The organism is Nocardia africana NBRC 100379 (assembly GCF_001612635.1).
GTDB classification, from domain to species: Bacteria; Actinomycetota; Actinomycetes; order Mycobacteriales; family Mycobacteriaceae; genus Nocardia; species Nocardia africana.
In genome coordinates, this window is the sequence record NZ_BDAV01000013.1 from 97297 (window position 1) to 119601 (window position 22305).

General features: G+C 66.1%; 21 protein-coding genes and 1 pseudogene. 6 read left to right on the forward strand and 16 right to left on the reverse strand.

The genetic code is table 11. From position 1 onward, the window contains the following. Nucleotides 1–133 precede the first annotated feature (133 nt). The 4 genes and pseudogenes from NA3_RS23525 to NA3_RS23540 all read right to left on the reverse strand — a co-directional run bounded on the left by NA3_RS23525 (nucleotide 134) and on the right by NA3_RS23540 (nucleotide 2452). Nucleotides 134–583, reverse strand: a complete 450-nt coding sequence (locus tag NA3_RS23525) for a hypothetical protein (RefSeq protein ID WP_062965832.1) — start codon at nucleotides 581–583, stop codon at nucleotides 134–136. 272 nt (nucleotides 584–855) lie between these two features. Continuing rightward, nucleotides 856–1188 carry a hypothetical protein gene (locus NA3_RS23530; protein ID WP_128145548.1) on the reverse strand — a complete coding sequence of 111 codons (333 nt, stop codon included), beginning with the start codon at nucleotides 1186–1188 and terminating at the stop codon, nucleotides 856–858. 114 nt (nucleotides 1189–1302) lie between these two features. Continuing rightward, a pseudogene (locus NA3_RS36235) lies at nucleotides 1303–1590 on the reverse strand (leucine zipper domain-containing protein); the annotation flags it as partial. 187 nt (nucleotides 1591–1777) lie between these two features. Beyond that, on the reverse strand, nucleotides 1778–2452 hold the full coding sequence (locus NA3_RS23540; RefSeq protein WP_062965835.1) for a PAS and ANTAR domain-containing protein: 675 nt from the start codon (nucleotides 2450–2452) through the stop codon (nucleotides 1778–1780). Between the two features lie 155 nt (nucleotides 2453–2607). Here NA3_RS23540 and NA3_RS39585 point away from each other — a divergent pair, with 155 nt between their 5' ends. Next, nucleotides 2608–3075: a DUF8020 domain-containing protein gene (locus NA3_RS39585; RefSeq protein ID WP_501193621.1), complete on the forward strand. Its 468-nt coding sequence runs from the start codon at nucleotides 2608–2610 to the stop codon at nucleotides 3073–3075. A gap of 34 nt (nucleotides 3076–3109) precedes the next feature. Here NA3_RS39585 and NA3_RS23550 read toward each other — a convergent pair whose 3' ends face one another. The 4 genes from NA3_RS23550 to NA3_RS23565 all read right to left on the reverse strand — a co-directional run bounded on the left by NA3_RS23550 (nucleotide 3110) and on the right by NA3_RS23565 (nucleotide 7331). Next, nucleotides 3110–4468 (reverse strand): flavin monoamine oxidase family protein, encoded by a 1359-nt coding sequence (locus NA3_RS23550; protein WP_062965837.1) that lies wholly within the window; start codon nucleotides 4466–4468, stop codon nucleotides 3110–3112. A gap of 85 nt (nucleotides 4469–4553) precedes the next feature. After that, the gene (locus tag NA3_RS23555; protein ID WP_062965838.1) at nucleotides 4554–5249 is read right to left on the reverse strand and encodes a hypothetical protein; all 696 of its coding nucleotides are present in this window, start codon (nucleotides 5247–5249) and stop codon (nucleotides 4554–4556) included. 49 nt (nucleotides 5250–5298) lie between these two features. Continuing rightward, a complete protein-coding gene (locus NA3_RS23560; RefSeq protein WP_062965839.1) occupies nucleotides 5299–5673 on the reverse strand; it encodes a hotdog domain-containing protein in 375 nt (124 codons plus the stop codon). Then, nucleotides 5670–7331 (reverse strand): flavin-containing monooxygenase, encoded by a 1662-nt coding sequence (locus tag NA3_RS23565; RefSeq protein WP_062965840.1) that lies wholly within the window; start codon nucleotides 7329–7331, stop codon nucleotides 5670–5672. Before NA3_RS23565 ends, NA3_RS23560 begins: the two co-directional genes overlap by 4 nt. Before the next feature lie 886 nt (nucleotides 7332–8217). Between NA3_RS23565 and NA3_RS23570 the strand changes: the two genes are divergently transcribed. Beyond that, nucleotides 8218–8958 (forward strand): DUF8020 domain-containing protein, encoded by a 741-nt coding sequence (locus NA3_RS23570; protein ID WP_062965841.1) that lies wholly within the window; start codon nucleotides 8218–8220, stop codon nucleotides 8956–8958. Nucleotides 8959–9020: 62 nt separating this feature from the next. Here the strand turns inward: NA3_RS23570 and NA3_RS23575 are convergent, their stop codons facing one another. The 5 genes from NA3_RS23575 to NA3_RS23595 are packed head-to-tail and all read right to left on the reverse strand — an operon-like array spanning nucleotide 9021 to nucleotide 14827. Then, complete coding sequence (locus NA3_RS23575; protein ID WP_128145549.1) at nucleotides 9021–9722, reverse strand: TetR/AcrR family transcriptional regulator; 702 nt, start codon at nucleotides 9720–9722, stop codon at nucleotides 9021–9023. A 56-nt stretch (nucleotides 9723–9778) separates the two neighbouring features. Continuing rightward, on the reverse strand, nucleotides 9779–11242 hold the full coding sequence (locus NA3_RS23580) for an aldehyde dehydrogenase family protein (protein WP_062965843.1): 1464 nt from the start codon (nucleotides 11240–11242) through the stop codon (nucleotides 9779–9781). Nucleotides 11243–11295: 53 nt separating this feature from the next. Further along, nucleotides 11296–12393, reverse strand: a complete 1098-nt coding sequence (locus NA3_RS23585) for a Zn-dependent alcohol dehydrogenase (protein WP_062965844.1) — start codon at nucleotides 12391–12393, stop codon at nucleotides 11296–11298. Then, nucleotides 12390–13208, reverse strand: coding sequence for an enoyl-CoA hydratase/isomerase family protein (locus tag NA3_RS23590; RefSeq protein ID WP_084491813.1), 819 nt, complete (start codon nucleotides 13206–13208; stop codon nucleotides 12390–12392). Before NA3_RS23590 ends, NA3_RS23585 begins: the two co-directional genes overlap by 4 nt. Continuing rightward, the gene (locus tag NA3_RS23595) at nucleotides 13205–14827 is read right to left on the reverse strand and encodes a class I adenylate-forming enzyme family protein (protein WP_227995537.1); all 1623 of its coding nucleotides are present in this window, start codon (nucleotides 14825–14827) and stop codon (nucleotides 13205–13207) included. The genes NA3_RS23590 and NA3_RS23595 overlap by 4 nt, the downstream gene beginning before the upstream one ends. A 178-nt stretch (nucleotides 14828–15005) precedes the next feature. On the opposite strand from NA3_RS23595, the gene NA3_RS23600 reads away from it, so the two are divergent. After that, on the forward strand, nucleotides 15006–15686 hold the full coding sequence (locus NA3_RS23600; RefSeq protein ID WP_062965846.1) for a TetR/AcrR family transcriptional regulator: 681 nt from the start codon (nucleotides 15006–15008) through the stop codon (nucleotides 15684–15686). 142 nt (nucleotides 15687–15828) lie between these two features. On the opposite strand, the gene NA3_RS23605 is transcribed toward NA3_RS23600, so the two are convergent. Genes NA3_RS23605 through NA3_RS23615 form a run of 3 tightly spaced genes read right to left on the reverse strand, consistent with a single transcriptional unit; the run spans nucleotide 15829 to nucleotide 18642 of the window. Then, entirely contained in the window at nucleotides 15829–16611 is a 783-nt protein-coding gene (locus NA3_RS23605) for a gamma-glutamyl-gamma-aminobutyrate hydrolase family protein (RefSeq protein WP_227995538.1), read from the reverse strand. A gap of 5 nt (nucleotides 16612–16616) precedes the next feature. Further along, nucleotides 16617–17984, reverse strand: coding sequence for a glutamine synthetase family protein (locus NA3_RS23610; RefSeq protein WP_062965848.1), 1368 nt, complete (start codon nucleotides 17982–17984; stop codon nucleotides 16617–16619). Further along, complete coding sequence (locus NA3_RS23615) at nucleotides 17977–18642, reverse strand: hypothetical protein (RefSeq protein ID WP_062965849.1); 666 nt, start codon at nucleotides 18640–18642, stop codon at nucleotides 17977–17979. The genes NA3_RS23610 and NA3_RS23615 overlap by 8 nt, the downstream gene beginning before the upstream one ends. 156 nt (nucleotides 18643–18798) lie before the next feature. Between NA3_RS23615 and NA3_RS23620 the strand changes: the two genes are divergently transcribed. The 3 genes from NA3_RS23620 (at nucleotide 18799) to NA3_RS23630 (ending at nucleotide 22302) form a co-directional block, all read left to right on the forward strand. Continuing rightward, nucleotides 18799–19758: an alpha/beta hydrolase gene (locus NA3_RS23620; RefSeq protein ID WP_062965850.1), complete on the forward strand. Its 960-nt coding sequence runs from the start codon at nucleotides 18799–18801 to the stop codon at nucleotides 19756–19758. 341 nt (nucleotides 19759–20099) lie between these two features. After that, complete coding sequence (locus NA3_RS23625) at nucleotides 20100–21569, forward strand: MFS transporter (RefSeq protein WP_062965851.1); 1470 nt, start codon at nucleotides 20100–20102, stop codon at nucleotides 21567–21569. Nucleotides 21570–21603: 34 nt separating this feature from the next. Then, nucleotides 21604–22302, forward strand: coding sequence for a hypothetical protein (locus NA3_RS23630; RefSeq protein WP_062965852.1), 699 nt, complete (start codon nucleotides 21604–21606; stop codon nucleotides 22300–22302). The last annotated feature ends 3 nt before the right edge of the window (nucleotides 22303–22305 follow it).

A 22305-nucleotide genomic window follows, 5' to 3' on the forward strand; every position in this document is an offset into this window, starting at 1 on the left:
GTTTCGTAGGCACGAATCGGGCGGCCGATAGTTGCACAGTGACCTACGGCGTGGAACACAACCGCCCCGTACCTCGGGAAGGGGGATGGGCGCTTCGGACCGCGCGGGTCACGGGTCGCGGCATGAGCGGATGTCACTCGGTCGGTTGCTGCCCCTGACGAAAGAAGGTCGTCGACACAACGGGCAGATCAAGCTCACGACGCATTGCGGCGAGGAACTGCTCGAACGCCTGACGAGCGGGACCTCGCATCTGCTTCCATTCCTGCTCGGATACGGTTCGCTCCTGAGCCTGTTCAAACAATCTCGACATAGTGTGTTCGACGGTAGTGGCAGCCTCGACGACTGCTGCCGAACCGTGAATCCAGACGGCGATGAACGCGCTGTCCGAGGCTTTGAAGCCATCGGTCCGCGCCCGACGTACGAGTTCCGTGAAGGCGTCGTCCGCGTGGTCTGCGAGTGCAATGGTGCGAACCAGCTCGAAGCCGACCTGAAACTCTTCCGCGTAGCGCTGATAGCTGGCGGTCTTCTGGTCCCTGCGCCACTTCGACGACTCGGCCCGAACGTCCCAGAACCGACCGAGCACGATGCCTATTATCGCTGACGCGGCGGCCAATATTGCTGGAGTCACGGAATTTTCGCCCCTCCCAACCGGCGTCGAGCAGCCGACAGCATGACTCTAGCTTGTGATCTATCGCGTTGCGCCTGTGTGGAGATGCTGGGCGTCATCGAACGACACGGCTCGGGCAGCTGCAGCACTCGACTTACTCGCACATGGCAAGGCGGGAATGTTCTGCACCGCAACCGTTCTCGCTGTGCGGAGCGGCCGCGCAGCGGCATGTCAGTGGATTCCACACTTCAGACGGATGAGGTGTCCGACTCGTAGGAGAAACGGCCCACCATGTTCCACCTTCCGTCCGGGTTCTTGACGAATCGATAATTCGCCCCGCACAGGCCGGACCCGAAGCGTTCGTGCAAGTCGACCAGATCGCAGATTGCCTGAACGAGATCGTCGTCGGGGATGTTCGCTGACTGAAGCTCGGAGACGAGGGAGTACTGAATCATTCTGTCTTGCACCGTGATCGACAGTTCTGCGTGGGTCTCGCCTCCGTAGAGATGGCGCAGCACGTGGCCACCCAGGTTCTTGTCGATCGGCTGCTGCTCATCGAGTGGAACGGGAGATCTGCTCACCAGGCTCAGCCTTCCTCATCACAATGCATGCAACAACTCCAGGAGCATGCTCATGCTCTGCATTCGGCATGAGGGCGCACTTGAGCCCGCTAGAGCCAGTCGCCAGGAGCGGGCGCCTTCGGAATGCAGCTTGGTGGCGATGTGTCGGGCCGACCACTTGCGCCGGCGCCGCAACTGCTCGATGCGGGCGACAACTTCGGCCGCTGTCGCTGTCGGCGACCGGTGCGGCACCGAGGAACGGTCGAGCAGGCCCAGCTCACCGAACCGGCGAAATCTGTTGAACCACTTGCTCGCACACTGCCCTGTCCGGCCCATCTCGGCGGCAATGTGCGCGCTCGGCCGCACCTGGCAGCGTTGCACGAGCCGGTAGCAGCCTAGGCCGATCGTGATTTCACCGGTGATCCCGCCCCAAGGCGCGCGACAAGAACAAGTCCTCATAGTCCCGAGCTTCACGGACCGTCGCTCCGCGCTCGGCCCGGGGAAGCCGAGCTCGTTCCGCTGCGAGATAACGTGAGTAGTCGTAAAGAGCTCTGTCACAACATGTTCGGGGTGTTAGACCGGTGATACGAAGGCGGTTCGGTTCTACCCCTCAGCTAGGTGGGTCGGTGGGGGGCTGGGGGGTGGTGAGCAGCAGGTGGTCGAATGCGGTCAGGTGTCGTGCGGGCAACTCGGGCAGGGTGTGCAGGCCCTCGACCAGCATGGCGGCCAGGTCGCGGAGCTTGGTGTTGGTTTCTTGTGATCGCCATGCGAGCACCTTGAATGCCTGCTCGGCGGTGATGCTGTAGACGAGCATGAGCACGCCCTTGGCTTGTTCGATCACGGCGCGGTGCTCGATCAGCTCCGGCAGGGTTTCGTCGAGGAGCCGGCGGGCTTGCTGGTCGCTGTCGGGGGTGAGGTCGATGTAGTAACCGCGGGTGCCGACCACATTCTGCTGGGGGTCGAGGATCGGTTCGGAGACAACGATGACCTCGCGGGTGGTGCCATGGGTGTCGATGATGCGGTGCCTGCTGGAGAAAGGGGCGTGGTCGTGCACGGACGTGACGATCGCAGCCTCGACCTGGTCTCGATCGTCGGGATGCTTGTGCGACAACAGCAGTTCGGTGGTGGGCTCGACTTCATCGGGACCGTATCCGTGCAAGCGCGCGACCTCGTCGGACCACTCCCAGCGCTGATCGTCGAACCAGAAACGGAACCAGCCGATGCCCTGCGTATGCCCGGCAGCGAGTACCTGCTCGATCTCGCCGATGCCATTGTCGCCGCCCATGGCCCCGGACCCTACGCCTCAGGTGAACGGCCGTCAGGTGATCGCGGCACGGAATCCGACGGCCGCGGGCGAGTGAGAGCCGCGGCCGGTGCGCGATTCCGAGAGGATGATCAGTCCCGTACCGGGCGGCGGTCGGGCCCAGGAACGCACCACTGGTGATCGGACCTCCGAAAGTCCTGACCACCCCAACTTCGGTCTATCGAAGTATTCGCAGCACATGTTTATCAGGAAACTGGTGGCGGCCGCCATATTCACCATCGCCGCTACGGCGATTGCCACTGTCACAGCGAACGGGCAGGCAGGTTACAGATGTCAACCTGCATGGGGTCGACGGCGCCGTCGCCTACACTACGAACCTCGCTGCCGACCACTCACGCGCTACGGTCGATCTGGCCTCTGGGAAGTTCAGCCTGGCGCCGGATGCCATCACCGTGACCGCGCCCAACGGTTCGGTGGTCGGCACGATACCGACGACACTGCGCATGCAGACCGGTGAAACGTTCACCGTCGCACCCAGCCTGAACAGCACGGGCACAGTAGATGCATACAATCGTGCCGGGTGGTTCATCGAACCACCCGGCACGACAGTGCTCCCACACTTCAGACCTTTTGCACTCGGCTGAGAATTCCTGACGCCCTGGGGAAAGCGGCAAGCGGCTACTGCGGTCCGGCCAAACTCGCCGCTACCGCCTTCGCCGCGCCTTCACCCGACGCGGCGGCGTCGGCGAGCGACGGCAGATCGAGTTGATAGTCGCCGGCGAGGTAGATGTTGCCGAGCGGCTCGCGCAATGTCGGGAGGGTGGTGCGGCGGCCGGGCGCCCAGAACGGCACGACCCGGCGGTGGCGGCGCAGAATGCCCTGTCCCAGTTTGCCTTTCAGCTCGGGCAACACGGTGAGCAGGTCGTCGGTGAATCGCGAGACGATCTCCTCGTCGGGCAGGTCGAGCAATGCGTCGGCCTTGCCGCCGCCCGCGAAACATGCCAGCGCGCCGCCCGGCTTGCGATCGCCGCCGGTGCGCAGCGCCGCGGCATGGTTGAACACCGCCTGGAACGACAGCTGTGGCGTGGAGATGCCGAAGTACTTGTCCCAGCGCTGCGGTCCGGCCTCGTCGGTGAAGAAGCCGACGACGACGTATCGGCCGTAGGTGATGTCGTCGAAGGCGTTTCGGTACCGCTGCGGCAGTTGCGGGATGATTCGCTCGGCGATGTCGGCGGGCGCGGTCACGATCGCACGCCGGGCTCGCAACCGGGCCGGGCGATCGCCGTCGAGATAGTCGACGACGACGCCGTCACCGTCGTTGCGCACGGATCGCACCACCGAGTTCAGCCTGATCCGGGCACCGAGATCTTCGGTCAGCACATCGGTCAGTGTCTGGTTGCCACCGGCGGGCAGCGAGAAGTTCGGAATCTTCTCGGGATCGGCCAGTGCCATGCCGACCGAGGTGACGAATTGAGTGGCGGCGGTCTCGTGCAGGTCGCATCCCATCCACTGCGCCGACCACGACCGGACGATGGTGTGCGCCAGCTCCGAGCGCACACCTTTCAGCAGATACGACGCGAGCTTGGTATCGAGCCGCGCCCGGACACGTTGCGCGACAGTGCTTTCCGATTCGAGGAACGGGGTGACCGCCAGGATGCGCGAACCGACGACGGCCAGGCCCAACCGGTCCAGCATGGTCATCTTGGTGCGGAACATCAGCGCGAAGGGATTCGAGGTGTCGACCGTCCCGCCGTTGAGGTGCAGCGCGATGCTCTTACCCGCGAGCGAGCCCATCTCGATACCGTGCCGGTCGAGGGCATCGATCAATGTGCCTGTGCCCTCGGTGAATTGGGTGCCGACGTTGATCCAGTAGTCGCCCTGCCGGACGGTGTCGACTCGCCCGCCGGTGCGGTCGGTCGACTCGAGGACAATCAGGTCGGTGTGCCGTCCGAGCGTGGTCGCCGCCGTCAATCCCGCCATCCCGGCGCCGATGACGACGACGTCCGTGGTCTCTTCCACGACATTGTGGGTCTTCATGATGACTCCTTGTTCCGAGCTTTCGAGGGGAAGATCCGATGAACCACCGACGGCTGGGCATAGACGTGTGGCGATTCGAATTCGGTCACGATCGAGCGGTGACCGAAGCGCCGACGGCCGGGGCGTCGATACGCTTGTTGTGGGCGTCGAAGGCTCGGTAGGCGCGGTAGTAGGTGAACATCTGCAGGCCCCATGTGGACAGCGCGAAGATGTAGAAGATGGTGTGTTCGGAGTCGTCGCCGGGGATGTGGACGAAGTCGTAGATCGCGGCGATGACGAAGGCGAAGGCGGTGGCGAGGGCGGCCCACGCGGCGTGCCCGCGTTCGCCGATGTTCCACAGGCGCGTGACGAAGTAGATCAGGAACATCGTGGTGAGCACGTTGACCACGATGTAGAAGACCTTGCCCGGCGTGCCGATCTGCTCGGCGAAGGTGCTGAGGACGAAGCCCACCACGGCCGCGAGCGCGAAGGCGCCGATGTCCACCGCCACGGCCGGCTTGTACCGGTGGGTGACCTTCATCAATCCGAGGACCAGGATCAGCGTGATGCCGACGGACCGGGAGAAGGCGTCGAGGAAGTAGGCGAAGTGGTACATCGGGCTGTCGTGACCGGCCTTGATGAGACCGTAGATCAGGAAGTTCGTCCCCGATGTGGCGACGATGATCCACTCGATACCGAGCAGATAGTTCTTGTAATTCCGGATGAACTTGATCCCGTAGGTGTATCCGACAGCGATCATCCAGATGTCCGCCACCGCGAAGAGCAGTTCTTTGATGGACATGATTTTCTCCTAGCAAGCTGGCATCAACCGACCGGCGGCGATGGCCGTTTCATTTCGATTCGTCCACCGGGATGACCGCGGTGCCGCGAGCGCGCACCGCGACCAGGGGTGGGTCGAGCACCTCGGCGCGGCCGGTGTCATCGCAGCCACGGCAGATCACTCGCAGCTCGAAATCGACTGTGCGGCTGCGGTTTCCCTTTCTCACCAAGGTTGCCTCGGCCTCGACGACGTCGCCGCCCCGGACCGGGGCGAGGAACTCGACGGACGAGTAGCCGGCGAACAAGCCTTCGTGGCCGTCCAGCTCGATCGACAGATTCGTGCCGACGTCGCCGAACAACTTCAAGGCGTAGGCGCCGTCCACGAGGTTGCCGGCGTAGTGCGCGTCGGAGAAGGCGACGTAGCGCCGGTGGATCGCGCTGCTCATGCGATCTTCTGGTGGATCGGGCCGATGGTGCGGGAGGGCGTTTCACCGTCGATCTCGACGCCGGGGTAACCGCGCTTGGCGATCTCGGTACACATCCGGCGGTACTTGCCCACCCCGCCCACGTAGCCCATGAAGGTGTTGGGCTTGCCCTCGATGTTGGATCCGCGATACCAGGAGTCCGTGGTGGCGTACAGCGTCTGGGCGACGGTCCACTCGGTGATCTCCACCCATTCGCGCTCGGCCTCGACGGTGGCTTCGATCGTCGTGGCCTTGGTGTCGCGGGCGTGCTCGAGGAGGTCGGCGATCCAGTCGACGGCTTGCTCGATGCTCACCACCACGTTGCTCGCGAGGGCGGGGCTCAGCGGGCCGGCGACCATGAAGAAATTCGGGAAATCGGCGGCCATGATCCCGAGATAGGAACGAATACCGTCGCGCCAGACCTCTTGCAGCTTCCGGCCGGAGGCTCCGGTGAGGTTGAGCCCGTACAGCGGTCCGGTGAAGGCGTCGAATCCGATGGCCAGCACGATGGCGTCCACGTCGTAGCTGCCGGCCGAGGTGACGATCGCGTTCTCGGTCATCGTCTCGATCGGCTCGTCGCGCAGTGACACCAACGACACGTTCGGCCGGTTGTAGGTCTCGTAGTAGTCGGTACCGAAAACGCTGCGCTTGGCGCCCAGCGGGTGATATTTCGGTACCAGCAGCTCGGCCGTGGCCGGATCCTTCACGATCTCGCGGATCTTGTCGTGGATGAACTCGGACGCGGTCCGGTTGGCCTCGGCGTCGGTGAGCAGGTCGACGAATTCGGCGCCGACGCCCAGGAAGCCACTGCGCTCATAAGCCTGCTCGTAGCGTCGTCGGCGTTCCTCGTCCGAGACATCGAAGGCCCGGTCGGTGACGGGGCGATCGGGGATGCCGCCCGGCGAATGCCGGCACTCCTCACGGATCGCGGCGTAGTCCTGCTTGACGGCGGCGACCTGCTCGGGGGTCAGCTCGGCGTTGCGGGCGGGCATCACATAGTTCGGGGTGCGCTGGAACACCGTGAGGTGCTCGGCGACCTCCGCGATCAGTGGAATCGCCTGCACACCGGACGATCCGGTGCCGATCACCGCGACGCGCTTGCCGGCGAGGTCGTCGAGCGAGATATTCCATCGGCTGGTCGACACCCGCAGGCCGGTGAAGTTCTCCAGCCCCGGCACATCGAACTCCTTCGGAGTGGACAGGCCGCCCGCACCCGAGATCAGGTATCGGCAGCGCCGTGTCTCACCGTTGTCCAGCCGCACCTCCCACAGCCGGTCGCCCTCGTTCCACGTCGCGCCGAGCACGCGCGTGTTGAAGGTGAAGTGCTTGCGCAGGTCGAAACGGTCGGCGACATGCTCCAGGTAGCCGAGGATCTCCGCCTGCGGCGCGAACCGCTGGCTCCACGTCCATTCCTGCTGGAGCGCCTCGTCGAACGAGTACGAGTAGTAGATGCTCTCGACGTCGCAGCGAGCACCGGGATAGGTGTTCCAGAACCAGGTGCCGCCGACGCTGGGACCGGCCTCGAAGCCCGCGAAGGTCCACCCGGCGCTGGCGAGCCGGTACGAGAGGTAGAGGCCGGTGAAGCCGGCACCGACGCCGATGACGTCGACGACCCCGGCATCCGAGGTGGTGGAGTTCATGGAAATTGCCGCTTTCGTCCGTAATAGTCGAATGACTCGATCAGATGACTCAGTAGCTGTCAGTAGACCAGTGGCCCCAGTCACAGTCAAGAGGCGGGCCGAAAGTAACCGCATTCGCCGCACCGGCAGTTCCGCTGGTCGAGCCACCGATCGCCGCTGTTGACCTGCGATACTCCGTTCTCTACCCTGAAATCACTCGACCCAGTCATATGACTGAGATGTGGCCGGTTCGAGGCGAGCGCCGGCCGACCGACGCAAGCTTCCGAGGTATCCGAACGCCGGCCGCCACGATCACCCGAACAGGGCAGAGGTGTGCCGCCCGAGACAAGGTGAACGCTCATGCATTCTGCGGCCCCTCCGCAGCGCGACGGCGACGTGCAGCTTCGAATCTGGTTGGGCGGTATGGCTTTCGACTTTCGCGCCGCCCCCGCAGCAGCTGTCGCCTTCTTCACGGAATGGCACCGGAAGCGTTGCGAGGCAATCGAGATGGTCACCACGGCACGCTGTGATGTCAGTCTTCTGCCACGCCTTCCCTGCGAGCAGTTGTTCCACGATCCCGCGGCATGAGAGGTTTCGCGATGGACAATCACCGTCGGTTGGAACAACGGTCAGCACACTCGGTTCTTGCGGACTTCCGTGTGGATGGTCAGGTCCCGCCGAAGTAATGAAGATGACCGGACACTGCCGCTAGCGGAATTCCTCCCGATCCCTTGACACCGAATGTTACGGCCGTCACACTTCATTCACCTTAACGAATGATCGTTAAGGTTCCGCAGGATTCATCGCATTCGTCAGCCCCTTCCTGCGGCTCCTCCTTCGACAGGCATCCCGTCATCGCGGGACATCGATCCGTCGTCGAAGCCATTCTCGGAGAAAGCGAAATCGCATGAAGTACACACGAATTGCCGCGTCGATCGCGAGCGGGACGGCAGTTGTCGGACTCGCGTGCGGAACAGCCCACGCCAGTTCCGAGCAGCCCGGCACCGTGCAGCCGGCCGAGCCCGGCACGTCGCTGCACACCAGCCTCGCACCGGGTGTCGACTACAGCGGGAACGCCGGCGACAGTTCGGTTTTCGTCTCTACGCCCTTCGGATCACTGACCACCAGGGGCACCGAATTTCAGGTACTCGACCAGCAGGGCGACGTCGTCGCCGGTCAGCCACTGACCCAGGGGACAGATCCGGCGCAGTGGCCGACGGCGGCCCGGCCGCAACAGAGCGAGACGGCGAGTTACCCTGCGCCGCAACACAACACCGACACCGATCCGGGTATCGCGCCCGCGACGGTGACCTCCGCGCCGAATCGGCAGATCGACGCGGGCGCCGACTTCAACGCGGCGTTGGGTCAGGCCGCGGTCCAATTCGGTCTCGCCACCGGTGTCGGAACGCTGGCAGGCGGTGTGGTCGGCATGGGCCTCGGATGCGTGGGCGGCGCGCTGACCGGCGGCTTCCTCGCCATTCCGACGGGGCCGATCGCTGCCCCGGCAGCGGCGCTCGGCTGCGTGATGGGCGCCTCCCTGGGCGCCGGCATCGGCGGGGTGACGGGCGCCGCGCTGCTGGGAATTCCGGTCGGCGTCGCCAGCGCGGTCCAGATGTACAACTCGCTGCACGCAGCCGGTGATATCTGACGCGGACGTCGGCCACGAGCCCAGGGATACAGGGGCACTGTCCCAGGGCTCGTCTCCTATCGTCAGCCGATTCGCAGCATCCCGCGGACCAGATGCCAGTAGTGCTCGGCGACGTCGTGCACGGTCAGCGCGCCGTCGGGCCGGTACCAGTTCAGCACGCCGTCACAGAGCGTTGTCACCGCGAAAGTGGTTGTGGTCAGGGCGGTTTCGCTGTCGATTCCGCTCACCGCGGCGATGCGGCCTCGCACCAGCTCGTAGTACGCCCGCCGGGCATCGTGCAGCAGCCGACGCTCTGCTTCGGGGAGGAATCGTTCGGTTGCCCGCGAGTTCAGCAACAGGTCGTGGGCACGCGCCAGTTGAGCATGTTCGAGCTGGTAGGCGACGTGACGGCCGATGGTCTCGCCGAGGCGGGCTTCGGCGTCGCCCGCCTGCCCGGCAGCCGACATCCGAGCGAGGAAGCCGTGCAGTGCGCGCAGCATCGCCTCGGAGAGAATGGCCTCTTTCGACCGGAAATGGCTGTAGATTCCCGGCGGTTTGATCCCGACCGCGTCCGCGAGATCGCGCACCGTGCAGGCCTCGAAGCCGCGCTGCGCGAACAGCTCCATCGCCACCTCGAGGATGCGTTCGCGGGTGTCGGATCGGCCGAGCGATGGGGTCGCGTCCGCGATACGGCGATCCATCTGTTCGACCAACGCCCCGATGCGGGCCAGGGCAGCGGCGTCCTCCGCCTCGATGGCGGCCACTGTGCTTGCTGCCGTGGCCAATCCGGGACCCCTTCGAGCGAACGATCATTCGTTCGCTCGACTCTACCGTGCTCGGATCAGAGCGGAAGATCCGGTGAATCGACGCCGACCACCCGGTCACCGCAGAAGACCCGCACCGACTCCGCGGGGCCGTGACCACCGATGCCCGCCGACTCCCAGAAGCTCTGTGCGGAGTCGTCGCCGAGGTCGGCGACCTTGGCGCCGTTGACCCGCACCTCGCCGGACAGAATGCGCGCGCCGACGTCGATGGCCCGATCGGTGTCGGCACCGAAGACGTAGGCGTCCAGTCCGGACGGATTCGCGTTCGCCACGCGCAACGCCTCGTCGTCGGAATCGACGGCGTGTACCGACACCACGGGGCCGAACAGTTCCGCGGTGGCCTCCGATCCGTCGATACCGGTGGCGACGGTCGGAGAAAGGAAGAACCCGCCGAGTTCGGGCAGCCGAGCCGGCTGGTGAATATGTGCGCCCTTGGTCCGGAGTTCTTCGATCCGCTGCTGCAGGGTCGCCAAGTGCGGCGCATTCGAGATCGGGCCCAGTTCGACGCCGTCGTCCAGCGAATGACCGACCGCGATCTTCGCGATCCGCTCGGTCAATGCTTCGACGAGGGGTCGAACCAGGCTGCGATGCGCCAGCACCTTGCCCGGTCCTTCACACCACTGCCCGTTCAGCTTGGTCATCCCCTCGAAGATGCCGTCGGCCGCGACGTCGATATCGGCGTCGTCGAGGACCAGCGCCGGGTTGTTGCCGCCGAGCTCCAACTGGAGAACTTTGAAATCCTCGGCAGCAGCGCGCGCGATCGCCCGGCCGGCGACCGGACCGCCGGTGAAGGAGACGATCTTGACCCGCCGATCGCCGGTGATCGCGGCACCGACATCGCCCCGGCCGTGCACGAGTTGCACTGCCCCGCTGGGTAGTCCGGCTTCGACGAAGCACTCGACGATGAGCTGCGCACTGCTCGGCGCGTGTTCCGACGGCTTCAGGATCACGGGGCATCCGGCCGCCACCGCACTCACCACCTTGGCCGCGGGGATGAAACTGGGGCCGTTCCACGGCGTGAGGATCGCCGCGGGTCCCCACGGGATCTTGTACAGGCGGACGTCGCGGCCGCCCGCAGCGAGGGCCCGCACCCGCGGGATGGTCCGCAGATCCGAAGCTGTCGCCCTGATCCGGGCGGGCAGGAAAGCCGCCGACTTCCGGGTGTCGCGGATCGGGACTCCGCTGGTCACGGCATCGGTGCGCGCGATGTCCTCGACCCGCCCCTCGATGAGATCGGCTACGCGCTCCAGGATTTCCGCGCGCTCCTGCCAGGCGGCATCGTCCCAGCGTCCGATGCTGTAGGAACGCTCGGCATGTGCGAGGGCCCGTTCGACATCACGGTCGCCGGTCGTGACGGCCCGGTGCAGCCGCTCACGCGTGTTGGGGTCGACGTTCCATTCGCCCGCGATCGGGTCGCATTCGACCCAGCTGTCGGCGATGTAGTTGACCGGCTCGGGGATCGCGATGGTCGGATTCGTCATTCGATAACACCTCTATATTCGGAATTCGGCCTGGCGCAACGGCATCCAGGTCGTCACTGCTCCAGATCGATCACGACGCGAGTCACGTCGCCGGACCGCATCGCCTCGAAACCCTTGTTGATCTCCGCGAAAGGGATCACCTGCGTCACCATCTCGTCGAGGAGCAATCGCCCCTGCAGATACAGCTGCGCGAGCTGCGTGATGTCGTGACGCACCTGTCCGGAGCCCATATACGACCCGATCAGACGCTTCTCGCCGAAGAAGAAGTCCGAGGCGGGCAGGCTCAGCTCGGTGCCGTCCGGTGCGATGCCCACCAGGCATGCGGTACCGGTCGGCCGGAGCACCGCCAGCGCCGTAGCGGCGGTGCGGGCCGACCCGACGGCCTCGAAGGAGTAGTCGACACCGTCGCCCAGCACCTTCCGGATCTCGGCCGCCACATCGTCGACGCCGCCGTTGACCACATGCGTCGCGCCGTAACCGCGCGCTGCCGCGAGCCGCGCCTCGTCGAGATCGATGGCGACGACGGCGGACGCGCCGGCGAGCCGGGCGCCCTGGATGATGGCCGATCCGACTCCGCCGCATCCGATCACCCCGACCGTGCTGCCCGGCCGCACCTGCGCCCCGCGGAACACCGCCCCGACACCGGTGATGACGCAGCACGACAGCAGGCATCCCACCTGCAGCGACACCTCGTCGGGCAGCTTCACCAGCGCGTTCTCCCGCATCAGAATGTGCCGCGAGAATGCGCCGATATCCCCGAGCCGCGCGACCGGCTGTCCGTCGGACAGCCGGTAGGCGGGCCGGGGCCGGCGACGGATCTCGTCGACCCGCTGACACTGTGTCGACCGGCCGGCTTCGCAATTGACGCAGCGACCGCACGACGGCGTGAGGGCGCCCACGACCCGGTCCCCCGGCCCCAGTCCGGTCACCGCGGAACCGACGGCCTCGACCACGCCCGCCACCTCATGGCCCACGACCACGGGGAGATCGGTGGGCACCGTTCCGGTCATGTAATGCAGATCGCTATGACACAAACCGACATTCGAGACCGCGACCCGGACCTCGTTCGGCTCCGGATCGTCCACCTGAATCGTGGTGATCTCGAGCGGTTCCTCGATCGCGGTGAGCACCGCGGCTTCCGTGTTGATCATGGTCTGTCCAATCCGTTGTGCATGGGTGAAGCAGGGTGTGCGTCGGCGCCGGATCGATTCCCCCGCGCCGCCCAGAAGTCGGCGACACCCGAGCTGAAAACGCCGTTCTCCCAAGCGTTGTGCGCAGCCGCATCCTCGCGCGCGAAGGCCGCCTCGAGATCCTCGAGCGCCGGTCGCAGTAGGGCGAGATGCAGTGCGGTCGTGTTGTTCTCCGGGGTCCATTCCACGACCAGATCGATCGCCCGCTCGAGCAGCAGGTCGGGCGCGACGATCTCGTCGAGAAGCCCGATCCGCAGCGCCTCGTCGGCGCCGATCCGCGGCGATCCGAGAACCATGCGCATCGCGTGGTTGCGCACCAGGCGGGTGAGCAGCAGGCTCGAGGCGTTCGAAATGGTGATCCCCCGACCGTTCTCCGGCTGGAAGTACTCGGTCGCGGGGGTCCCGATCCGGGCATCGCAGCACAGGGTGATCTCGGAAGCGCCGCCGACCGCGATTCCGTTCACCGCCGCGATCACGGGAACTCGGGTTTCCACGATCGCGCGGGTGATGTCGTGGAACGTCTCGAAGGCCGCTCGGAACTCCGCGTACGACGCGGGGGGTGTCCCCAGATCTTCCCCGGCGGAGAACGCACGCCCCTGTCCCGTCAGGACGATTCCGCGCACGCGGTCGCCGGTCCCGAATTCCCGGATCGCGCTCGCCAGCCGCAGCCGGGTGGCGACGTTCATCGCGTTCAGCTTCTCCGGGCGGCGCAGGGTCAGGACCGCGACATTCCGTTCGATCCGGGTGTCGAGGTGCTGGCTCGCGGAGGCGCTCATCCGTGCTGCCCGTTCTCGCGCAGGTCGTAGGTGATGCCGGGGTGGTCGGCGGCGCGGGCGGCCAGCGCCGGCTTCGACACTCGCTCGGACGGCGTTCGCGGAAAGTCGTCGACGAATTCGACGTAGCGCGGAACTTTGAAGCGCGCCAGCTCATTACGCGCTCGCGCGATGATCCGCTCGGCGGTCGCACGCTCGGCCGGGACACCGGCGGTGAGCCGAATGTAAGCCTTGACCTCTTCACCGAATGTCTCGTCGGGTACGCCGAGGACCGCCGCGGACACCACCGAGGCGTCCTTTTCCAGGACGGCCTCGACTTCGGCGCTCGCGATGTTCTCCCCGCCCCGCCGAACCATGTCCTTGATCCGCCCGACGAGGTGACAGCGGCCATCGGGCCGACGCACGACCACATCGCCGGTGTGCAACCAGCCGTCGCGCAGCGTGCGTCCGGCGGCCTCGGCGCGGTTCCAGTAGCCCAGCATCATCGGCTTGCCCGACAGGATCAGCTCGCCGGGTTCGCCGTCCGGAACGTCGATGCCGTCCGCGTTCACCACCCGGGCCCGCTTCGTCGGTACCGGCCGTCCGAGGCTTCCGCTCCCCACATCGCCGAGGTCTTCCGGATAGCTCACCAGGTCGGCGCCGGACTCGGTCATCCCGTAGATCTCCCGCCACGGTGCGCCCCAACGCTTTTCCAGCTGCCGATGCAGTCCCGCCGGAATTCCCGAGCACATGATCAGCCGCAGGTCGTTGTCGAGGTCGTCGGGGCCGGGCGGCTGTTTGAACAGCAGGGTGGGCATGGCGCCGAGGACATAGGTGAAGGTGGCCCGATGCCGCCGCACGTCGGCGAAGAACCCCGATGCGGAAAAGCGCGGCAACACGACCAGCGGCGCACCGATCGTCAACGCCACAGCGGTGTTCCACTGCGGATCGATGTAGGAGAACGGCTGCGCGGTGAGCAGCACGTCGTCGGCGTGCAGTCCGGCGGCCGCCGCGCAGATCCAGCCCAGCCGGACCCAGTAGTCGTGGGTCAGCATGCACGCCTTGGGAAAGCCGGTGGTTCCGGAGGTGTATTGCAGGTTCGCGAGGGTGTCGCCGGCAAGCCGGACATCGGGCGCACGGTCGGGAAAATCCTCGGAGCCGTCCGCGGCGATATCGACGATGCGGACACCGGACAGATCGTCCTCGTCCTGCGTCACTTCGCCGAGCAGGCCCAGCTTCGCCCCTTCCGAGAACACGACGCGGGCACCCGAATCACGGAGAACGAAGGCCAGATCCGCCCTGCGATACGAGGAGTTCACCGGGACCGCCACCGCGCCCGCCTTCAGTGTCGCCAGCCAGACCACCGGCCAGTGCACGACATTGGGCAGCATGATCGCGACTCGATCACCGGGCGCGATGCCGTCGACCTCGATGAGCCGATGCGCCAGACGTGACGTCCACGCGTCGATCCGGCCGAACGTCCACGACTCGTCCCCGAAGCGGAGGAATTCTCGATCCGGCGATGTCCGAGCGCACGTCGACAAGAGGTCGATCAACGTCGCCGACGCCGGATCGTCCCCTATGTGGTCGCGTGCGACCGCCGGCCGACGGACCACATCCCGGGTCGATTCGATTGCGTTCACGGTTTCTCCTTGCGATGTGATGCCGGCCATAACGTTAACGCCGTCATAGTCATTTGATCAAGCCAATTGACTAACTTCCTCATCCGCCGCTCCCGCGCGGGGACCGAAAGGCGATCATGAACGGTGATATCGTCGAGTTAGACTTGATCAACCGCCCAACTAATCCAGGAGGCATGCAGTGGCACGGATCCCGGCGGCTGAACGACGCAACGACCTGGTCAACGCGGCCATCCAGGTGATCGCGACCCACGGCGTCGACGGCGCGACGACCCGCCGCATCGCCGAACAGGCCGATGCTCCGCTGGCGACACTGCACTACTGCTTCGCCTCGAAAGAGCTCCTGTTCGCAGCGGTTTTCGAACGGGTGGCCGCCCAGTACCAAGAGGTGATCATCCGCAGTGACGTGCACGGCGACGTGGCGACCACGGCCAGAGAACTCCTGCGCGGGGTCATGCTCTGGTACCTGGAATCGAAGGCATTCGGTGCCGCGACCATCGAACTCGTCAGCTGGGCCCAACGCCAGGAGGGAAACCCGGCGGCGATCGTCTACAACCAGGCGTTCGCCGTCCTGCGCTCCATCCTCGGGAAGGCGAACGGGGACGGCGCGCTGCCCCCGGAAACGATCGAGGAAATCAGCTACATCGTCGCATCACTGGCCGACGGCTTCGCGCTGAACTGGCTCACCTTCGGCGATCGGGCGGAGGCCGCCAGACAGGTTGACCTGAGCATCTCCGTGCTCGATGCGTGGCTGGCCACGAAACTCGGCTCCCGGGCCCCGGCTGTGCAGTGGACGCCCACCCCGGCCGTCCAGCCGAGGACCGGAATGAGCTCGCTCGTCTCCTGGGTGGATGTCGACTGAACGGACCGAGGTCCTTCGCGCTGCCACCGCCGCACCTGCCTCGAGTCCGGCAGGTACCGGGCCGGCACCCAGGCCGGCCCGGAAACATCCTGCGGCAGAACGGCTCTCGCTCACCCCAGTGGTCCCTCGGCGGATGGTTTCCCTATCGGGCCCGACCGACGCACAGCCGCTCGGCCGCTTCGTCGACGACCCAACTCAGTGCCCGGTCGTCGCGCTCCATCCACTCCGGGTGCCACTGGACACCCAGGACAGCGGCACCCGGAAGCTCGATGACCTCGACGACGCCATCCGCGGTCCGGCCCGTGACGACCAGGCCGTCGCCGCACACGTCGACGGCCTGGTGGTGCCACGAGTTGGTGACCGCGCGGTCCCCGAACAGCGTCTGCGCGATCGATCCGGGCGCGAACGACACGACATGATCGGGTGCGCCGTCGGTGAGCGCCGCCCGCTCCGACAGATGCCGCACCGGGCCCGCCGGGAGGTCCGCGATCAGCGTGCCGCCCCGCGCGACGTTCAGAACCTGCAGACCGCGGCACACTCCGAGCACCGGGGTATCGCTGTCGATCGCCGCGCGCACGAGCGCGATCTCGTACGCGTCCCGCTTCGGATCGTGCACCATCGGATCCGATCGCGCACCGACCGCACGGACCACCGCCGGATCACCACCCCAGCACGCCGGATGAACATCCTGACCGCCGGTGACGACCACCCCGCTCAGCCATTGGCAGACCGCGGCCGGATCGGCATCGTAGGGCAGCATGACCGGAACCCCACCGGCCCGCGCGATACGATCCGAGAAGTCGGACATGAAGGCGTCGGTGAACCGGTCCGCGTATCGGGGGTCCAGCCCGTTCACCAGCCCCAGCCGGAACCGTCTGCCGGTGATGCCGATGAGGGGCCGCACGGCATTCACGGTCTCGCGCACCGCGGTCACGGGAACTCGAAGTAGCGCGCGGACTCCCATTCCGAGAGTTCGGCGAACGGGTCACCGCCGCCGGTGTGGAACTGCATCCACTCCCACCGGCGAGTGCCGATCCAATAGTCGACGAACTCGTCGCCCAGCAGCTCGCGCAGCAGGGGGTCCGCATCGAGCGCTTCGGCCGCCTTGGTGATGGTGTCCGGCAGTCGCTTGATACCGGGCGGCATACACCAGGCCATATCCGACACCGGATCCGGCGGCTCGATGTCGCGCTCGATACCGGCGATCACACCGGCCAGCACGCCCGCGGTAGCGAGATAGAGGTTCGCGTCCGCACCCGGGAGGCGGTACTCGAGCCGGGAGTAGGACGGGTGCCCGCACACCGCCCGGACGGCGGTGGTCTTGTTGCTGATGCCCCAGCTGACGGTGACCGGTGGACCACTGAGATCCACCAGCCGGCGGTAGGACGTGATCTGCGGCAACACGATCGAGGTGTTGCCCTCCAACGTCGCGAGCAGGCCACCGATGGCGTGGCGCATCGTCGCCGAGGGCCCGTCTTCGGCGTAGAACGCGTTCACGCCGTCGCGCTGCAGCGAGAGGTTGATGTGCGAGGCCTGCCCGTAGCCCGCCGTCGGCTTGGCCATGAACGTGACCGAGCGCCCCTGCTCGAACGCGACCTCGCGCATCACCTGACGAGTGCGCGCCCACGCATCACAGACCCCGATCGGATCGCCCGGCACCAGGTTGAGCTCCACCTGCCCGGCCGCGTCCTCGTCGCTCCATGCCTCCCACTCGATGCCCAGCTCGTCGAGGCGCCGCGACACCGCTGTCATGTAGTCGATCCAGTCTTTCGACTTCGCGAGGTGGTAGGCGGTGCCGGCGGATCCGCCGAGCGGAGTGAGGTCGCGGTAACCACGCGCCCGTGCCTCGTCGATCGACTCCGAGAACAAGGTCGTTTCGATCTCGACCGCGATGGTCGCGGTGTACCCGAGCGTCGCGAGCCGATCGACCATCTTTCGCACCATATTGCGCGGGCAGATCGGCACCGGTGTGCCGTCCTTCAGCCAGTAGTCGCCGATCACCGACTGCAGTCCCGGTTCCCACTCGACCATCGTCGACATATCCGGTTTGAAGCTGACGTCGTCGAGGTGCCCACGCCAGCCCGGATAGGCGAAGCCCATGCTGGGAGCGTTGCCGAGGTCGAGCCCGAAGAGCAGGTCGGCGAAATTGAATCCCGACGCCGCGCTCGCGGCGAACTTCTTCGGCGAGACGTTCTTGCCGAGGAAACACCCCTCGTGATTGGTGGCCTCCAGCCGCACGGCGCGAACGTCGGTGCCGCGGACGCCGAATTCCGAAGTGGCGATGGTGATTTCAGACATCGAAACGAGCCTTCCAGGATGCGCCGATCATGACCGACAGTTGAGAGAGGGTGCCCTGAATTCCGAGGGCACCGGTGGCCAAGGTCGCGAACAGGTCGTCCGCACCGGAGAACACGCCGGCCAGCGTCTCCGGCGCTCCGGCGATCACGTAGTGGGTCTCCCCCTCACCGCAGACGATCTGCTCCACTCCCTCGGGCCCCTCCGTGACAGCGATGAGCATGTCCGGAACGCCCGGCACCGAGCGCGATACGGTCCAGAAATGCTCGGCCGCCGCGCGCCAGTCGGGTAGCGGAGGCGTCAATGCGGCCGAGACATCGGCAACCAGATCCTGATCACCCACCGGGTCGCCGACCGGGGCGAACCTGGCATTCAGGTCGACGGTGAGGAGGGCATCGGGTTCGGTGAAAACGCCGCTGGACACCTCGACGGCACCGCCGTCGAACGCGATCGTCGCGGACTGCGGGGTGTCATGGGAGCGGATCGCCACCGTCGCCGCGGCCCGTTGCAGCGCCGGCAGCGCGTGGCCGGCGCGTGCGGAATCGCGCAGCGTCCGGCCGATCAGCCGGACGATCGGCGTGGCATCGTCCTCGATCCGTATGTCGATGCCTGCGGCCGCGCCGGCGCTGGGCACCACGCGGTCGATCGTGGTTTCGGTCATCTTCGGAGTCCTTTCGACTATGCGAGATCGTGTGGCGCGCGCGGCAGCAGAAGACCTCGAGCGAGAACGCAACCGTCATAGTCAGTTGTCTGGGTCACGTGACTATGATCGTGAGGCACACGTCACTCGTTGTCAACAACTCGAAGAGGATCGCCGATGCTCACACCGACACCCGCGTACTGGGATCTGCTGGACGCGGACGCGCAGGCGGCCGCGCAAGCTATCGCGACGGCGCTCCCGAAGCCGCTCCGCGAACTGGGGCCCGAGACCTCGCGCGAACTGCTCGCGACGCGGCCGCGCGACCACCCCCTCACGTCGATCGGCCGAGTCGAAGAACTCGAGATACGTTCCCGCACAGGGACTTTGAAGGCCAGGCTCTATGGGGACACGATCGAGGCCGACGCTCCCGCCCTGCTCTACATGCACGGCGGCGGGTTCATCCTGGGCACCCTCGACGGCGTCGACGAGCTCTGCCGGGCCATCGCGGCTCGCTCGGGATTCGTCGTCGTCTCGCTGGAATATCGGCTCGCGCCGGAAAATCCGTATCCGGCCGCGCTCGACGACTGCGTCGACGCGTACCTGTGGCTCCGCGAGCACGCGGGCGACCTGGCGATCGACCACGACCGCATCGCGGTGGGCGGCGATTCGGCAGGCGGCGCTCTCGCGGCCGGACTCTGCCTCGCACTACGCGACGGCAACCTGCCGCTGCCGATGGCCCAGGTGCTCGCGTACCCACCGGTCGACGACACCTTCACCGCGCCATCATGGACCGAGTTCGCGGACGCACCACTTCTGACCAGTGCAGATTCCAAATGGCTCATCGAGCAGTACCGGGGGCCCGACTATCAGGACCGTGTCGATCCTCTCGCGGCGCCGATCCGCGCGGAATCGCTTCACGGGCTGCCCCCCGCGTTGATCCTCACCGCGGAAGTGGACCCGATCCGCGACGATGCGGAGGCGTACGCCGTGCGTCTGCACCGGTCCGGCGTCGCCGTCGTGACCACGCGCTACGCGGGGGTATTCCACGGCTTCTTCACCGAAGTGGGCGTATTCGCCAAGACCGAGCAGGCGATCGAGGACGTGTGCGCTTATCTGCGCCGGCTCGTCCGTCGGTGACACCAGGGCGCCGGCCCAGCCGATCCCATCGAGCAGCTGACGCCGGACGACCCCGTCCGCAATCCGGAGGCGTGCGCATCAGCGTGATGCGCACGCCTCCGGATCGTTGAAGACGTTGCTGTACCCGCCAATTTCACTTGAGTCGTTCATTTGATCAACTCTCATTGATGCAGCTAGACGGCAATTTATGCGTCGATTCCCGAATCTCCATTGCAAAGAGTTGGTCAAATACCTTGATCATATGACTACATACCTCCTAGTCTATGGCGCGGATCACAACTCGGCGCGGCAGCTTCCCGCGAGCGTGCGGATGAGACCGCCGATTTCTCTGGAGAACGAACATGACTGAGATCAATGAAACGACCGGCGCCGGCCGGGATTCGAACGCTGGTGACACGCCGCCGAGAGGGGTGCTGATCGGAGTCGGCGCCCTGCTGGTCACTCTGACCAACGCGATCATCTTCGTCCTGCCGCCGCTGCTGCCGATCATTCAGGCGCAGTACGGTCTCTCCACGGTTTCCGAGACGACCTGGATCTACACCGTGCTCACGCTGGGAGGTGGAGCGGGCTTCATTCTGCTGCCACGCCTGGCCGACGTCTTCGGCGACCGCAACGCGACCGTGTTCGCCGCCGGATGCCTCACGCTGGGTGCGTTCGTCCCCGCCCTCGGAGATTCCTACCCCGCCCTGCTCATCGGTGCCGCGCTCATGGGAATCGGCGGGGCGGCTCAACTGCTGCCGCTGGGATTTCTCCGGCGGAATCTGGCCGACAATGGAGTCGCGACCGCGGTCAAGGTCCTGGTCGTCGCCACCGGCCTCGGCATCGTCGTGGGAATGATCGGCGGCGGCCTGATCGTCGAGTACCTGTCGCTGCGTAGCTTCTTCTGCGTCCTCACCGCCGCCTTCGCCGCGACGACGGTCGTATCGTTCGTCGTGATTCCGCACGCGCCGCCCGCGGAGCCCACCGGCCGGATCGGCGCGCTGGGAACGGTGTGGATGATCGGCTGGGTTGCGGCCCTGCTGCTGGCTTTGACACAGGGCCTGGTCTGGGGAGCCGGGGCCCTCGTTCCGCTGATCGGCGGTCTCGTCGCCGCTGCCCTGTGGGTGCGCGTCGAGCGCAAGTCCTCGGCGGCCGTCTTCGACGTCGCCATGCTGAAATCGCCGTTCGTCACCGCGGCGAGCGTGTCGATCGCGTTGTTCGCGGCGGTGAACGCGGCGTTTCTGTTGCTGCTCAGCACCTTCAGCCAGGTCGATCCCGATTCCCTGCAGCCCTCCGACGCGTACGGGCTCGGACTCTCGGCGCTGCAAACGGGTGTGCTGATGGTGCCGTTCGCGGTGCTGTTCCGGGTCGGGGGCCGCGTGGCCGAGGGCCCGATCGCCAAGGGACACGCGACCCGCGTCTTCGTGGTGGGAGCACTCGTCTGTGTCGCCGGCCTGGCCTGGCTGGCACTCGCCCACGACCACGCGTGGCAGAACCTCGTGGGGGCCGGCGTCATCGGGCTCGGATGCAGCATGGGATATGCCGCGGGCTTCACCGTCGTGCAGATAGCAGTTCCCGAAGAGAAGGCCGGAATGGCCGCCGGCGTAGCCGGTACCTCCATGGCGGTCGGCTTCGCCTTCGGTACCGCGTTGATCACCGGCGTTCTCAGCGCCTCGGTCGTCCTCGTTCCCGGCACGGACATCACGGTCGCCGACAAGGGCTTGTACGGCACGAGCTACTGGATTTCCGCCGTCCTGGCCGCGGGCGTCCTGGCGACGGTGCTGATCTCACGCGCACGTTCTCGCCGGCGCGCCGCAGTCGCCGTGTCCTGATCCAGCGAAATCCAGCCGAAGGAACTGAGAGACAATGGAACTCAAAGAATTGCTCTTCATGATCGCCGACCTGTGGATGATCTTCGCCGGATTCTTCTACGGATGGAAGTTCATCCGGCGCTACCAGAACTACCTGCTCGGCCTCGAGTGGATGATCGTCGCCACGTCCGGCACCAACTTCCTCATCTGGTCCGCGATCAAGGGCAGCGAGAACAGTCCCATGTTCACGTTCGCGTGCTTCCTGGACGCGTTCTCCCGATCGGTCGGTATCACGCTGATCCTGGTCATGGGCTTGATGCGCGTCACCCACCGATACAAGCCCACGATCGCAACCGACATCGGCGTCTTCGTGCTCGCCACCGTCGCCGGCCTGTACTTTCAGCAGTTCCACGCCCACTTCGCGCTGGGACCGGCCACCTACTACGTGGTCGTCAACGTTGCGACGTCGCTGTTCCTGATCTACTTCGCGGGCCGACTGTGGGCGGTCGGCGAGAAGGTGAAGGCGGCCGGAACTCTCGCGGCCACCGCCGCCGGATTCGCCATCGCCATCACCTACGACTTCTTCCCGATCCCCGGTGACGACGAGCTCCGGACGATCTTCTACACCGCCGCGCTGGCCACCTGGGGCACGCAATTGTGGATGTACTTCCTCGCTTACCGCGCCTTGCACAACCACAACGAAGCCGCCGACGCGCGGCCGGCTCGGCGGGAACAGAGCGCTGCCGGGGCCTGAGAG

Bases quoted from the DNA above. Each gene is read 5' to 3' on its own strand.
- NA3_RS23540 (WP_062965835.1), bottom strand. From the start codon at position 2,452: ATGGGCGGCGACAATGGCATCGGCGAGATCGAGCAGGTACTCGCTGCC.
- NA3_RS23550 (WP_062965837.1), bottom strand. From the start codon at position 4,468: ATGAAGACCCACAATGTCGTGGAAGAGACCACGGACGTCGTCGTCATC.
- NA3_RS23555 (WP_062965838.1), bottom strand. From the start codon at position 5,249: ATGTCCATCAAAGAACTGCTCTTCGCGGTGGCGGACATCTGGATGATC.
- NA3_RS23560 (WP_062965839.1), bottom strand. From the start codon at position 5,673: ATGAGCAGCGCGATCCACCGGCGCTACGTCGCCTTCTCCGACGCGCAC.
- NA3_RS23565 (WP_062965840.1), bottom strand. From the start codon at position 7,331: ATGAACTCCACCACCTCGGATGCCGGGGTCGTCGACGTCATCGGCGTC.
- NA3_RS23570 (WP_062965841.1), top strand. From the start codon at position 8,218: ATGAAGTACACACGAATTGCCGCGTCGATCGCGAGCGGGACGGCAGTT.
- NA3_RS23580 (WP_062965843.1), bottom strand. From the start codon at position 11,242: ATGACGAATCCGACCATCGCGATCCCCGAGCCGGTCAACTACATCGCC.
- NA3_RS23585 (WP_062965844.1), bottom strand. From the start codon at position 12,393: ATGATCAACACGGAAGCCGCGGTGCTCACCGCGATCGAGGAACCGCTC.
- NA3_RS23590 (WP_084491813.1), bottom strand. From the start codon at position 13,208: ATGAGCGCCTCCGCGAGCCAGCACCTCGACACCCGGATCGAACGGAAT.
- NA3_RS23610 (WP_062965848.1), bottom strand. From the start codon at position 17,984: ATGTCTGAAATCACCATCGCCACTTCGGAATTCGGCGTCCGCGGCACC.
- NA3_RS23615 (WP_062965849.1), bottom strand. From the start codon at position 18,642: ATGACCGAAACCACGATCGACCGCGTGGTGCCCAGCGCCGGCGCGGCC.
- NA3_RS23620 (WP_062965850.1), top strand. From the start codon at position 18,799: ATGCTCACACCGACACCCGCGTACTGGGATCTGCTGGACGCGGACGCG.
- NA3_RS23625 (WP_062965851.1), top strand. From the start codon at position 20,100: ATGACTGAGATCAATGAAACGACCGGCGCCGGCCGGGATTCGAACGCT.
- NA3_RS23630 (WP_062965852.1), top strand. From the start codon at position 21,604: ATGGAACTCAAAGAATTGCTCTTCATGATCGCCGACCTGTGGATGATC.